Genomic DNA, 13,664 nt, shown 5'->3' with positions numbered 1-13,664 from the left:
CATGAGCCCCCTCAGCGTAAACGCTTGCGCAAGCGTTTACGCGAGCAGCCCTCCGAACCCGTGGACGCAGCGCCTCCGCGTCCGCTTCCGTACGCCCCCGATCCGAGCCGGTGCACCCGCCCCCGCACCGAGAGCACCCCGTTCATCCGGGTATCGTCGCCCTGCACGCCCCTTGACCCTGGAGTCCCAGATGCCCGCCCGCCCCTCCGCGAGCCGCCGTACCGTTCTCAAGGGGGCCGCCATGGCCCCGGTCGCCGGACTCGGCCTGGCCGCCTGCTCGGCCCCCGGCGGTGACCGCCCGGCCGCCGCCACCCCGACGGAACCGGTCGACGTCGGCGCCGACAGCGAGGTCCCCGAGGGCGGGGCCAAGCTCTACCGGGACCACAACGTGGTGGTCAGCCGTGCCGCAGACGGCAGGCTGAAGGCGTACAGCACGATCTGCACGCACGCGGGGTGCCCGATCGACAGGCTGCGGGGGACGACCCTGGTCTGCCCCTGCCACGGCAGCGAGTTCGACGCCCTGACGGGCAAGGTGGTCCAGGCGCCGGCGACCGAGCCGCTGACCGAGCTGGCGGTCGAGACCGCGCACGGCAGGATCGTCGCCGGTCCGGCGGTCTGAGCGGCGGAGGCGGCACGCACGGCAGCCGTCCCCGTCCCGTCCCCGCCCCCGTCGCGGCTGCGCGGCTCACGGGTTCACGGGCCCGGCGGAGCCGTTGGCCCCCAGTCCCAGGCGATTCCCACGACGCCCGGCCGGATGCGGGGTTCGACGAGGTGGACGCAGTGGTGCGGCCCGGTCACCGTCAGCTCCTGCCCGCCGCCGCGCGGGGCCGCGGGCGAGTGCTGGGTGAAGCGGTGGCAGCGCACGGGAAGGGCGGCCGGGTCGAAACGCACCTGGAGCGCGTACTGGCCGCCGGGGGAGCCGAACCGGTGGAGGTACTCGTGGGACGTCCCGGCGGTGCCGTCCTCGACGCCGTACCGGAAGGAGAAGGTGTCGCCGGAGCGCAAGGCGGCGCCGAAGAGCAGCTCGGCCACGAGCACGCCGGTGTCCTGGTCCAGGCGGACGCGTCCGGTGCGGCAGTTCTCCAGGGCGTGCACGGTCATCCGGCCCGGATCGCAGCCCGGGTCGCCGCGGTGGACGGCGACGAAGCGGTCGACGCCGTCGCGGTGGGCCCGCACGATGTGGTGGGCCTCGCGGCTCGCCAGTTCGCCCCGGGCGCCGAGCCGGACGCGCTCGTGGTGCCCCAGGGTCTGCAGCCCGCCGTCCACGGACCGGCCCAGGTCGGCGGTGAGCCGGTCCAGTACGCCGGAGGCCTCGTTCACGGAGCGGTACGAGCGGCCCGCCGCCCGGCCCCCCGGGGTGCGCTCACCGGACTCGGCGAGCAGCCGGATCAGTGACTCCTCGGGCAGCCGGAGGATCTCCTCCAGCGCGCGCACGGCACGCAGCGATTCCGGGCGCTGCGGGCGGCGGGCGCCCTGCTGCCAGTAACTCAGGCTGGTCACGCCCACCTTGACGCCGCGGCGCGACAGATGGTGCTGCACCCGCTGGAGCGGCAGTCCGCGTGCGGCGATCGCGGCGCGCAGCGCCACGTGGAAGGGGCCGCCGCGCAGGGCCGTGTCCAGTTCCGCGGTGGGGACGTCCGCGTGTTCTGTGGCATGCCGCATACGGAGGGGCCTTTCTGTGAGGTGTCACTCCGGCTGGTCAGACCGTCCGTGCCGGGGCGGAGCGGGCCCCGTGGCCGCCGCGGCCGCCCCTGGAGGCGCGCCGTGCCCGTGTGCACGCGGGCACGGCCCCCGAGTCCCCCCGCATTGAAGCGTGTTGACCAGAACCCGACAACACTGCGAACCGACGCCGTGGACGAGTGGCCGGACCTCGCCCTCCCGGGGGCGGGGCCGCGCGCCGCCCCGGCCGCGCCGATCTCGGCGCGCGGGGCACCGTGCGGACACGGGCGCCGTCCACAGGCCCGACGCGGTGTCGGCGCTCGCCAGTAGGGTGTGAAGCATGGCCGACCCCTCCAGCTACCGCCCCAGGCCGGGAGACATCCCGGACTGCCCCGGGGTGTACAGGTTCCGTGACGAGCACCGCCGGGTGATCTACGTCGGAAAGGCGAAGAGCCTGCGCCAGCGCCTGGCGAACTACTTCCAGGACCTGGCGAACCTGCACCCGCGCACCCGGTCGATGGTGACCACCGCCGCGTCCGTGGAGTGGACCGTGGTGTCCACGGAGGTGGAGGCGCTGCAGCTGGAGTACTCCTGGATCAAGGAGTACGACCCCCGGTTCAACGTCAAGTACCGCGACGACAAGAGCTACCCGTACCTCGCGGTGACGATGAACGAGCGGTTCCCGCGCGTGCAGGTGATGCGCGGTCACAAGAAGAAGGGCGTGCGGTACTTCGGGCCGTACGCGCACGCGTGGGCCATCCGCGACACCGTCGACCTGCTGCTGCGGGTCTTCCCGGTGCGCACCTGCTCGGCCGGGGTCTTCAAGAACGCCTCCCGCACCGGCCGCCCCTGCCTGCTCGGCTACATCGGCAAGTGCTCCGCGCCCTGCGTCGGGCGGATCACCCCCGAGGACCACCAGGAGCTGGCCGAGGAGTTCTGCGACTTCATGGCCGGTCGCACGGGCACCTACCTCCGCCGTCTGGAGAAGCAGATGCGGGAGGCCGCCGAGGAGATGGAGTACGAGCGGGCGGCCCGGCTGCGCGACGACATCGGGGCCCTGAAGAAGGCCATGGAGAAGAACGCGGTCGTCCTCGCCGACGCGACCGACGCCGACCTGATCGCCGTCGCCGAGGACGAGCTGGAGGCGGCCGTGCAGATCTTCCACGTGCGCGGCGGCCGGGTGCGCGGCCAGCGCGGCTGGGTGACCGACAAGGTGGAGGAGATCACCACCGGCGCCCTCGTCGAGCACGCCCTGCAGCAGCTCTACGGCGAGGAGACCGGGGACGCGGTGCCCAAGGAGGTGCTGGTCCCGGCCCTGCCCGAGCCGGTCGAGCCGATCCAGGAGTGGCTGACCGGCCACCGCGGGTCGAACGTGTCGCTGCGCATACCGCAGCGCGGCGACAAGAAGGCGCTCATGGAGACCGTCCAGCGCAACGCCCAGCAGGCCCTCGCGCTGCACAAGACCAAGCGCGCCTCCGACCTGACCACGCGCTCGCGGGCGCTGGAGGAGATCGCCGAGGCCCTCGGTCTGGACAGCGCCCCGCTGCGGATCGAGTGCTACGACATCTCCCACCTCCAGGGCGACGACGTGGTGGCGTCCATGGTCGTCTTCGAGGACGGCCTGCAGCGCAAGAGTGAGTACCGCCGCTTCCAGATCAAGGGCTTCGCCGGCCAGGACGACGTCCGCTCCATGCACGAGGTGATCACCCGCCGCTTCAGGCGCTACCTCGCCGAGAAGGAGAGGACGGGGGAGTGGACCGAGGATGCCGGCGCCGCGGTCGCCCTCGACGCCGCCGACGGCGCCCCGGCCGGCGGCAACGGCCTGCACGGCACGGCGGACGGCGCGCTCACCGGCGCGAACGGCGCCCTCGCCGACGGGGACGGCGCGCTCACCGGCGCCCTCAAGGACGAGGACGGACGGCCCAGGAAGTTCGCGTACCCGCCCCAGCTCGTCGTGGTCGACGGCGGCCGGCCGCAGGTCGCGGCGGCCCGGCGCGCACTGGACGAACTGGGCATCGACGACATCGCCGTCTGCGGTCTGGCCAAGCGCCTGGAGGAGGTCTGGGTGCCCGGCGAGGACGACCCCGTGGTCCTGCCCCGCACCAGCGAGGGCCTCTACCTGCTGCAGCGCGTCCGCGACGAGGCCCACCGGTTCGCGATCGCCTACCAGCGCACCAAGCGCGCCAAACGCTTGCGCGCCGGTCCCCTGGACGACGTGCCCGGCCTCGGCGAGACCCGCAAGCAGGCCCTCATCAAGCACTTCGGCTCGGTGAAGAAGCTGCGGTCCGCCACCGTCGAGCAGATCCAGGAAGTGCCCGGGATAGGCCGGAAGACGGCCGAGACCATCGCCGTGGCCCTCGCCCGGGCGGTCCCGGCCGCGCCCGCCGTGAACACGGCGACCGGAGAGATCATCGAGGACGAGGAACCCGGTACGACGGGGGGTTCCTCGGGGGAGCCCGTGTCCGCGGGCGCCCCGGACGAACGACGGGGGCAGGAGACATGACCGAGCACGACGCACATCCCGCAGCGCGGCGGGATCGGACGCACGGCGACACGGGCGGCGACGCCGCCCGGCAGCAGGCCGGCCGGAAGGCGGGCCAGGACGACGGAGCACAGGTGAGCACGGGCAGCGAGACAGCCGGGGTCCCCGAGGCGGCCATCCCCGAGCTGGTGATCATCTCCGGCATGTCCGGAGCGGGCCGGTCCACGGCCGCGAAGTGTCTGGAGGACCTCGGCTGGTTCGTCGTGGACAACCTCCCGCCCGCCCTCATCCCCACCATGGTGGAGCTGGGCGCACGCTCCCAGGGCAACGTGGCGCGGATCGCGGTCGTCGTGGACGTGCGCGGCCGCCGCTTCTTCGACAACCTGCGCGAGTCCCTCGCCGACCTGGACATCCGGGGCGTCACCCGGAGGATCGTGTTCCTGGAGTCCTCCGACGAGGCCCTGGTGCGCCGCTTCGAGTCGGTGCGCCGCCCGCACCCCCTGCAGGGCGACGGCCGGATCGTCGACGGCATCGCCGCCGAGCGGGAGCTGCTGCGCGAGCTGCGCGGCGACGCCGACCTGGTGATCGACACCTCCAGCCTCAACGTGCACGAGCTGCGCGCCAAGATGGACGCCCAGTTCGCCGGCGAGGAGGAGCCCGAGCTGCGGGCCACGGTGATGTCCTTCGGCTTCAAGTACGGGCTGCCGGTCGACGCCGACCTGGTCGCGGACATGCGCTTCCTGCCCAATCCGCACTGGGTCCCGGAGCTGCGCCCGTACACCGGCCTCAACGAGGAGGTCGCCGCCTACGTCTTCAACCAGCCCGGCGCCAAGGAGTTCCTCGACCGGTACGCGGAACTGCTGCGGCTCGTCGCGGCGGGCTACCGGCGCGAGGGTAAGCGGTATGTGACGATCGCCATCGGCTGCACCGGCGGCAAGCACCGCTCGGTCGCGATGTCGGAGAAGCTCGCCGCGCGCCTCGCGGCCGAGGGCGTGGAGACGGTGGTCGTGCACCGGGACATGGGACGGGAATGACGGAACGTACACCGCGGCTGGGCAGGCTGCGCCGGATGGTGCCCGAGCGCGTCGGCCGCCCGGCCGAGGCCCGCGGGGCCCGGCCCCGCAGGCGGGGCGCCCAGCCCAAGGTGGTCGCCCTCGGCGGCGGCATGGGACTGTCCGCGTCGCTGGCGGCGCTGCGCCGGATCACCGGCGACCTCACCGCCGTCGTCACCGTGGCCGACGACGGCGGCTCCAGCGGCCGGCTCCGGGACGAACTGGGCGTGCTGCCGCCCGGCGACCTGCGCAAGGCGCTGGCCGCGCTCTGCGGGGACGACGACTGGGGCCAGACCTGGGCCCGGGTCATCCAGCACCGCTTCCAGTCCCACGGCGACCTGCACGACCACGCGGTCGGCAACCTGCTGATCGTCGCCCTGTGGGAGCAGCTCGGCGATCATGTGCAGGCCCTGGACCTGGTCGGCAGGCTGCTCGGCGCGCACGGGCGGGTGCTGCCCATGTCGGCCGTGCCGCTGGAGCTGCAGGCCCTGGTCAAGGGGCATGATCCGCTGCGCCCGGACGACGTGGACACGGTGCGCGGGCAGGCCACCGTCGCCCTCACGCCCGGCGAGGTGCAGTCGGTGCACCTGGTGCCGAACGATCCGCCCGCCGTGCCGGAGGCCGTTGCGGCGGTGCTGGACGCGGACTGGGTGGTCCTCGGACCCGGGTCGTGGTTCTCCTCGGTGATCCCGCACCTGCTCGTCCCCGAGTTGCTGGACGCGCTCACCGAGACCAAGGCGCGCCGGGTGCTCTCACTGAACCTGGCACCGCAGCCGGGAGAAACCGAGGGGTTCTCCCCGCAGCGTCATTTGGAGGTTTTGGGGCGACACGCCCCTAAACTCGCCCTGGACGTGGTGCTGGCCGACGAGGCCGCCGTGCCCGACCGCGAATCGCTCACCGAGGCCGCCGAGCGGCTGGGAGCCGCGGTCGAGCTGGCACCGGTGGCCCGGACCGACGGATCACCCCGGCACGACCCGGAGCTGCTGGCCGCCGCGTACGACCGTATTTTTCGGATGCATGGAAGGATCGGCCCATGGCGATGACGGCAGCGGTGAAGGACGAGATCTCCCGGCTCCCCGTCACCCGGACCTGCTGCAGGAAGGCGGAGGTCTCCGCCGTCCTGCGGTTCGCCGGCGGCCTCCATCTGGTGAGCGGGCGCATCGTGATCGAGGCGGAGCTGGACACCGCGATGGCGGCGCGCCGGCTCAAGCGGGACATCCTGGAGATCTTCGGCCACGGTTCCGAGCTGATCGTGATGGCGCCCGGCGGGCTGCGCCGCGGCTCGCGGTACGTGGTACGGGTCGTCGCGGGCGGTGACCAGCTCGCCCGTCAGACGGGCCTGGTGGACGGCCGGGGCCGTCCGATCCGCGGTCTGCCCCCGCAGGTGGTGTCCGGGGCCACCTGTGACGCGGAGGCGGCCTGGCGCGGGGCCTTCCTGGCGCACGGCTCGCTGACCGAGCCCGGCCGCTCCTCCTCTCTGGAGGTGACCTGCCCGGGCCCGGAGGCGGCGCTCGCGCTGGTCGGCGCGGCCCGCCGGCTGTCGATCGCCGCGAAGGCCCGTGAGGTGCGCGGCGTGGACCGGGTGGTCGTCCGGGACGGCGACGCGATCGGCGCCCTGCTGACCCGGCTCGGCGCGCACGAGTCCGTGCTGGCCTGGGAGGAGCGCCGGATGCGCCGCGAGGTGCGGGCCACGGCCAACCGGCTCGCCAACTTCGACGACGCCAACCTGCGCCGTTCCGCCCGCGCCGCCGTGGCGGCCGGGGCCCGGGTGCAGCGCGCCCTGGAGATCCTCGGGGACGAGGTTCCCGAGCACCTCGCCGCCGCCGGACGGCTGCGCATGGAGCACAAGCAGGCCTCCCTGGAGGAGCTCGGCGCGCTCGCCGACCCGCCGCTGACGAAGGACGCCGTCGCGGGCCGGATCCGCCGTCTGCTGGCGATGGCCGACAAGCGCGCCGCCGACCTCGGCATCCCCGGCACGGAGGCCAATCTCAGCGAGGAGCTGGCGGAGAACCTGGCCGGCTGACGGCCTCGGTCGACGCAACCGTGCCGGCGGTCGTCCGGGTGCGTCGGCACCTCTGCGTTTCAAGGCTCCGCTCGTGGCCGCCGTGACGGCCGGCGCCCTCGCCGCCGCCGGCGCGTCGGCCGGCGCCGCCCGGAACTGGCGGACCGTCACCTCCACCCCCGACACGACCCGCGGTGCGTACAGGAGCCGTGAAACGCACAGGGGTGTCCTTCTTTCCGGGCTTCCTTTCCGGGCTCCTGCTCCGGAGCGGCGGAGCCGACCGGCGCTGAAGGCGGCCGGCGCCAGGGCGGCGCGGGAGAAGCGTTCGGGGCGCTCGACAGGTGAGCGGAACCCCTGATCAAGAGTGCGGAAACGGGGTACCGATCATGTGAGCCAACCGGCTCACGAACGAGTGACAGAAGTGTCCAGAGCGCCCCGCATTTCGCCATGGACAAGGGCGAATCCGCCGCCGATCCGGGCTGGTCCGTACCTCTACTGGCGGGTACGGAACGCCTGCCCGTGTATGGGCCGTCTCGATGTCACCACGGGGCCCTCAGAGAGGTAGGGTCGGTGGTGGTCGGGGACATCCCAAACAGAGCTCGCCGGCACCGCGTGGCCGGCGTACCAACGAGGAGATCGGTTCGTGACGATCCGCGTAGGCATCAACGGCTTCGGCCGCATCGGTCGCAACTACTTCCGCGCCCTGCTGGAGCAGGGTGCGGACATCGAGGTTGTGGCTGTGAACGACCTGGGTGACACTGCGACCACGGCTCACCTGCTCAAGTACGACACGATCCTGGGCCGCCTCAAGCAGGAGGTCACCCACACCGCCGACACCATCACCGTCGACGGTCACACCATCAAGGTGCTCTCCGAGCGCAACCCGGCCGACATCCCGTGGGGTGAGCTGGGTGTCGACATCGTCATCGAGTCCACCGGCATCTTCACCAAGCGCGAGGACGCGGCCAAGCACCTCGCCGGCGGCGCCAAGAAGGTCCTCATCTCGGCTCCGGCCAAGGACGAGGACATCACCATCGTGATGGGCGTCAACCAGGACAAGTACGACGCGGCGAACCACCACGTCATCTCCAACGCCTCCTGCACCACCAACTGTGTGGCGCCGATGGCGAAGGTCCTCGACGAGAACTTCGGCATCGTCAAGGGTCTGATGACCACGGTGCACGCGTACACCAACGACCAGCGCATCCTGGACTTCCCGCACAAGGACCTGCGCCGCGCCCGCGCCGCCGCCGAGAACATCATCCCGACCACCACCGGCGCCGCCAAGGCCACCGCGCTGGTCCTGCCGCAGCTCAAGGGCAAGCTGGACGGCATCGCCATGCGCGTCCCGGTGCCGACCGGCTCGGTCACCGACCTCGTCGTGGAGCTCGGCCGCGAGGTCACCAAGGAAGAGGTCAACGCCGCCTTCCAGAAGGCGGCCGAGGGCGAGCTGAAGGGCCTCCTCGACTACACCGAGGACCCGATCGTCTCCTCCGACATCGTCAACGCCCCGGCGTCCTGCACCTTCGACTCCTCCCTGACCATGGTCCAGGAGGGCAAGAACGTGAAGGTCATCGGCTGGTACGACAACGAGTGGGGCTACTCCAACCGCCTCGTCGACCTCACGGTCTTCGTCGGCAACCAGCTCTGATCGACCCGGCAGGACCTCGAAGTGGAAGCAGGGCCCGTGCAGCGCAGCGCCGCGCTGTCCGGGCCCTGTCCCACGTACTGACCACGTCCTTCTACGATCAGGTGCACCACGAGCCCTCCTCAGGAGTCCACTCAATGAAGACGATCGACGAACTTCTCGCCGACGGCGTGAGCGGCAAGCGGGTCTTCGTCCGCGCCGACCTCAACGTGCCGCTGGCCGACGGGACGATCACCGACGACGGCCGCATCCGCGCCGTCCTGCCCACCGTCAAGGCCCTCGCGGACGCGGGCGCCAAGGTGGTCGTCGCCTCGCACCTGGGCCGCCCCAAGGGCGCCCCGGACCCCGCCTTCTCCCTCGCTCCGGCCGCCTCCCGCCTGGGTGAACTCCTCGGTTCCGCCGTGGCCTTCGCGACCGACACCGTCGGGCAGTCCGCCCAGGACACGGTCGCGGGCCTCGCCGACGGCCAGGTCGCCGTCCTGGAGAACCTGCGCTTCAACCCCGGCGAGACCGCCAAGGACGACGCCGAGCGGGGCGCGTTCGCCGACCGGCTCGCCGCCCTCGCCGACGTGTACGTCGGCGACGGCTTCGGCGCCGTGCACCGCGGCCACGCGTCCGTGTACGACCTCCCGGCCCGGCTGCCGCACTACGCCGGCCACCTCATCGCCACCGAGGTCGGCGTCCTGAAGAAGCTCACCGAGGACGTCAAGCGCCCCTACGTCGTCGCGCTCGGCGGCGCCAAGGTCTCCGACAAGCTCGCCGTCATCGACCGGCTGCTGGGCAAGGCCGACCGCCTGCTCATCGGCGGCGGCATGGCCTACACCTTCCTCAAGGCCAAGGGCTACGAGGTCGGCATCTCCCTCCTGCAGGAGGACCAGGTCCCGGTCGTCCGCGAGTACCTGCGGCGCGCCGAGGAGCAGGGCGTCGAACTGCTGCTCCCCGTCGACGTCGTGGTCTCCCGGGAGTTCCCGGACCTGAAGACCAAGGCGCCCAGCGAGAACACCGTGGTCGACGCCGACAAGATCCCCGCCGACCAGGAGGGCCTGGACATCGGCCCGAAGACCCGAGAGCTCTACGCCTCGAAGCTCGCCGACGCCGAGACCGTCTTCTGGAACGGTCCCATGGGCGTCTTCGAGCACCCCGACTACGCCGAGGGCACCAAGGCGGTCGCCCAGGCACTCGTCGACGCGGACGGCTTCACCGTCGTCGGCGGCGGCGACTCCGCCGCGGCCGTGCGTACGCTCGGCTTCGACGAGAACGCATTCGGCCACATCTCGACCGGTGGCGGCGCCTCCCTCGAATACCTCGAGGGCAAGACGCTCCCCGGCCTCGCCGCACTGGAGGACTGACCCCGCATGACCACTCGCACGCCGCTGATGGCGGGCAACTGGAAGATGAACCTCAACCACCTCGAGGCCATCGCGCACGTCCAGAAGCTCGCCTTCGCCCTGGCCGACAAGGACTACGAGGCCGTCGAGGTCGCCGTCCTGCCGCCCTTCACCGACCTGCGCTCCGTGCAGACGCTGGTCGACGGCGACAAGCTCAGGATCAAGTACGGCGCCCAGGACATCTCCCAGCACGACTCCGGCGCCTACACCGGCGAGATCTCCGGCTCCATGCTGGCCAAGCTGAAGTGCACGTACGTGGTCATCGGCCACTCCGAGCGCCGCCAGTACCACAACGAGACCGACGAGCTCGTCAACGCCAAGGTCAAGGCCGCCTACAGGCACGGGCTCACCCCCATCCTGTGCGTCGGCGAGGAGCTGGAGGTCCGCGAGGCGGGCAACCACGTCGCCCACACCCTCGCCCAGGTCGAGGGCGGCCTGAAGGACCTCCCGGCGGAGCAGGCCGGGACCGTCGTGATCGCCTACGAGCCCGTGTGGGCCATCGGCACCGGCAAGGTCTGCGGCGCCGAGGACGCCCAGGAGGTCTGCGCCGCCGTCCGCGCCAAGCTCGCCGAGCTGTACTCGCAGGACGTGGCCGACAAGATCCGCATCCAGTACGGCGGGTCCGTGAAGTCCGGCAACGTCGCCGAGATCATGGCCCAGGCCGACATCGACGGCGCCCTGGTCGGCGGCGCCTCGCTGGACGCCGACGAGTTCGTCAAGATCGTGCGTTTCCGCGATCAGTGACACGAGCGGTGAGTAGGCGCTAGCGGCGATACGTCGTACCCTTGCGGGGGCACAGCCGAGGTGCTGTGCCCCCCGTCGTCCATCCGTATCCGAGGAAGTTGGTCCAGCCGTGGTTTTGGGGTTCTCGATCGCCCTGATCGTCTTCAGCCTGCTGCTGATGCTGCTGGTGCTGATGCACAAGGGGAAGGGCGGCGGCCTCTCCGACATGTTCGGCGGCGGCATGGCGTCGTCCGTCGGCGGTTCCTCGGTCGCCGAGCGCAACCTCGACCGGATCACCATCGTGATCGGCCTGCTGTGGTTCGCGTGCATCATCGTCCTCGGCATCCTGATGAAGACGACCAGCTGACACCCGCGGGCGGACAGCCGGCGCACGGACGAACCGCTGACACGCGCACCGCGCGAACCAGCGCATTCCCCACGTAAAGCCCCATGTTCGGTACGCGCTCCCGAGCGCGGCCTATCATGGGGCTTGCGTCTGGATGTGGGGGGCCGGTAACTCCAATCACTGGACGCGCGTTGGGCCTTACGTAGACTGAGGCGCTCGCGGCGAAGCGAAACGCCGACTCGCTTCGCGGCACCATCACGCAGGGAGTTACGACCGTGGCAAGTGGCAACGCGATCCGAGGAAGCCGGGTCGGGGCGGGGCCGATGGGCGAGGCCGAGCGCGGCGAGTCCGCACCGCGTCTGCGCATCTCCTTCTGGTGCTCCAACGGGCATGAGACGCAGCCGAGCTTCGCCAGCGACGCACAGGTTCCCGACACCTGGGACTGCCCGCGCTGCGGCTTCCCGGCCGGCCAGGACCGGGACAACCCGCCGGACCCGCCGCGCACCGAGCCGTACAAGACGCACCTCGCGTATGTGCGCGAGCGGCGCAGCGACGCGGACGGTGAGGCCATCCTCGCCGAGGCGCTCGCCAAACTGCGGGGAGAAATCTAGGACTTGAAGCCGGCCGGGCGCCCGTGGGCGTCCGGCCGGAGCCGTGTCCGCCGCTCGGCGCCGACCCGTTGTCAGTGGTGCCCTCTACGGTTCTCCATGACGGATCGAACCGCGAGGGGGAGTCGTGACGGCGGTCGAAGCGGGGGAGCGGCGCCACCAGTGGCGCGGGGATTTCGGACGGCTGTGGAGCGCAGCGGTGCTGTCCAGCTTCGGCGACGCGCTGCGCACGGCCGCGCTGCCGCTGCTCGCCGCTTCGCTGACGGACGACCCGCTGCTCATCGCCTCCGTGAGCGCCTGCGGACACCTGCCGTGGCTGATCTTCGGGCTGGCCGGCGGGGCGATCGCCGACCGCGTGGACCAGCGGCGCGCCATGTGGACGGTGGACATCGTGCGCGGCCTGCTCGTCGCCGCGTTCGCGGCCGCCGTGGTCCTCGGCCACGCCTCGATCCCCCTGCTGTTCGTCCTGGCCTTCACGCTCACCACGCTGGAGACCCTCTTCGACAACGCCGCCACGGCCCTGCTGCCCGCACTGGTGGACCCGGCGGCCCTCGCAGGGGCCAACGCCCGCCTGATGACCGGGCAGCGCCTCGCGCGCGGTCTCCTCGGCGCACCGCTGGTGCCGCTGCTGCTCGCCGCCGGGACCGCGGCCCCCTTCGCGGCCGACGCGGCCACCTTCCTGCTGGCGGCCGCCCTGGTCGCCTCCCTGCGCGCCGCGGCGCCGGAGCGCAAGCCGAGACCGGCGGGCAGCACCCTGCGCCGGGAGATCGCCGACGGCCTGCGCACCCTGTGGCGCGACCCGCCCCTGCGCGGCCTGTGCGCCGCCACCGCCCTGTGCAACACCGGCGTCGGCGCCCTGGTCGCCACCCTGGTGGTCCTGATCACCGGCCCGCTGCACGCCGGCGCCGCGGGCTACGCGGCGGCGACCGGCGCCTACACCGTCGGCGCTCTGGCCGGAGCCGCGGTCAACGGCCGGCTCGTCACCCGGCTGGGGCGCACCCGGGCGGTGCTGCTCGCCGGGACGGTGCAGACCGGGGCCCTCGTCGCCATGGGCGCCGTGCGCAGTCTCACCGCCGTGGTGGCCGCCCTGGCCGTGTTCGGGCTCATGGGCATGGTGTGGAACGTCAACACCACCACGCTGATGCAGCAGCGGACCCCGGCCGGCATGGTGGGCCGGGTCGCCGCCGCCTTCCGCACTCTCGCCGTCGCCGGAGCGCCCCTGGGCGCGCTGCTCGGCGGGGCCGCTGCCGCCGCCTGGGGCGCCGGCAGCGCGCCCCTGCTGGCCGCCGCGTTCTTCGTCCCGTCCGTGGGCGCGCTGATACCCGCGCGCAAGGCGGACGTGCCCGTCGCCGCGCCGGACGACGGCGCCGCGACGGCTCGCGTCCCGCGCTGATCAACTAGGTTGGAACGGCTGTGACAGGCACGAAAGAAGGCGGAAGTCCGAAATGAACGCAGACGGCCGTACCATGCTCAACCAGACGCCCGAATGGACCGCTCTCGCCGAGCACCGCGAGAAGCTGGCCGGCACCCACCTCAGGGACCTGTTCGCCGCCGACCCCGGGCGCGGCGCCGCGTACACCCTCCAGGTCGGTGACCTGCACATCGACTACTCGAAGCATCTGGTCACCGATGAGACGCTGCGGCTGCTGCGCGGGCTGGCTGCGGCGGCGGACGTGTTCGGTCTGCGGGACGCGATGTTCCGCGGGGAGCGGATCAACGTCACCGAGGACCGGGCCGTGCTGCACACCGCGCTGCG

12 protein-coding genes and 1 pseudogene are annotated in these 13,664 nt (G+C 72.3%); 12 read left to right on the top strand and 1 reads right to left on the bottom strand.

Annotation, left to right across the window (positions count from 1 at the left end):
* The first annotated feature begins 190 nt into the window (after nucleotides 1-190).
* A complete protein-coding gene (locus tag ABZ261_RS26490; RefSeq protein WP_356863336.1) occupies nucleotides 191-619 on the top strand; it encodes a Rieske (2Fe-2S) protein in 429 nt (142 codons plus the stop codon).
* Between the two features lie 74 nt (nucleotides 620-693).
* Here ABZ261_RS26490 and ABZ261_RS26485 read toward each other — a convergent pair whose 3' ends face one another.
* Entirely contained in the window at nucleotides 694-1,662 is a 969-nt protein-coding gene (locus ABZ261_RS26485; protein ID WP_356863335.1) for a hypothetical protein, read from the bottom strand.
* A gap of 337 nt (nucleotides 1,663-1,999) precedes the next feature.
* On the opposite strand from ABZ261_RS26485, the gene uvrC reads away from it, so the two are divergent.
* From uvrC to ABZ261_RS26430, 11 genes and pseudogenes are all read left to right on the top strand, one after another.
* On the top strand, nucleotides 2,000-4,162 hold the full coding sequence (gene uvrC, locus ABZ261_RS26480; protein ID WP_356863333.1) for an excinuclease ABC subunit UvrC: 2,163 nt from the start codon (nucleotides 2,000-2,002) through the stop codon (nucleotides 4,160-4,162).
* Entirely contained in the window at nucleotides 4,159-5,175 is a 1,017-nt protein-coding gene (gene rapZ / locus ABZ261_RS26475; protein WP_356863331.1) for an RNase adapter RapZ, read from the top strand. Before uvrC ends, rapZ begins: the two co-directional genes overlap by 4 nt.
* Nucleotides 5,172-6,236, top strand: a complete 1,065-nt coding sequence (gene yvcK, locus ABZ261_RS26470; protein WP_356863329.1) for a uridine diphosphate-N-acetylglucosamine-binding protein YvcK — start codon at nucleotides 5,172-5,174, stop codon at nucleotides 6,234-6,236. Before rapZ ends, yvcK begins: the two co-directional genes overlap by 4 nt.
* A complete protein-coding gene (gene whiA, locus ABZ261_RS26465; protein ID WP_356863327.1) occupies nucleotides 6,227-7,216 on the top strand; it encodes a DNA-binding protein WhiA in 990 nt (329 codons plus the stop codon). The genes yvcK and whiA overlap by 10 nt, the downstream gene beginning before the upstream one ends.
* Before the next feature lie 622 nt (nucleotides 7,217-7,838).
* Nucleotides 7,839-8,846 (top strand): type I glyceraldehyde-3-phosphate dehydrogenase, encoded by a 1,008-nt coding sequence (gap, locus tag ABZ261_RS26460; RefSeq protein WP_356863325.1) that lies wholly within the window; start codon nucleotides 7,839-7,841, stop codon nucleotides 8,844-8,846.
* A gap of 134 nt (nucleotides 8,847-8,980) precedes the next feature.
* The gene (locus ABZ261_RS26455; RefSeq protein ID WP_356863323.1) at nucleotides 8,981-10,192 is read left to right on the top strand and encodes a phosphoglycerate kinase; all 1,212 of its coding nucleotides are present in this window, start codon (nucleotides 8,981-8,983) and stop codon (nucleotides 10,190-10,192) included.
* Nucleotides 10,193-10,198: 6 nt separating this feature from the next.
* Nucleotides 10,199-10,975 (top strand): triose-phosphate isomerase, encoded by a 777-nt coding sequence (gene tpiA, locus ABZ261_RS26450; RefSeq protein ID WP_356863321.1) that lies wholly within the window; start codon nucleotides 10,199-10,201, stop codon nucleotides 10,973-10,975.
* A 109-nt stretch (nucleotides 10,976-11,084) separates the two neighbouring features.
* A complete protein-coding gene (gene secG / locus ABZ261_RS26445) occupies nucleotides 11,085-11,321 on the top strand; it encodes a preprotein translocase subunit SecG (RefSeq protein ID WP_356863319.1) in 237 nt (78 codons plus the stop codon).
* Nucleotides 11,322-11,575: 254 nt separating this feature from the next.
* Nucleotides 11,576-11,911 (top strand): RNA polymerase-binding protein RbpA, encoded by a 336-nt coding sequence (locus ABZ261_RS26440; RefSeq protein WP_003957010.1) that lies wholly within the window; start codon nucleotides 11,576-11,578, stop codon nucleotides 11,909-11,911.
* A 124-nt stretch (nucleotides 11,912-12,035) separates the two neighbouring features.
* A complete protein-coding gene (locus ABZ261_RS26435; RefSeq protein ID WP_356863317.1) occupies nucleotides 12,036-13,301 on the top strand; it encodes an MFS transporter in 1,266 nt (421 codons plus the stop codon).
* 52 nt (nucleotides 13,302-13,353) lie between these two features.
* Nucleotides 13,354-13,664 (top strand): annotated as a pseudogene (locus ABZ261_RS26430) (glucose-6-phosphate isomerase); the annotation flags it as partial.

It is taken from the genome of Streptomyces sp. NPDC006193 (genome assembly GCF_040613915.1).
GTDB lineage: Bacteria > Actinomycetota > Actinomycetes > Streptomycetales > Streptomycetaceae > Streptomyces.
The sequence above is the reverse complement of the archived record's forward strand: the minus strand, read 5'-3'. Positions and strand labels throughout refer to the sequence as shown.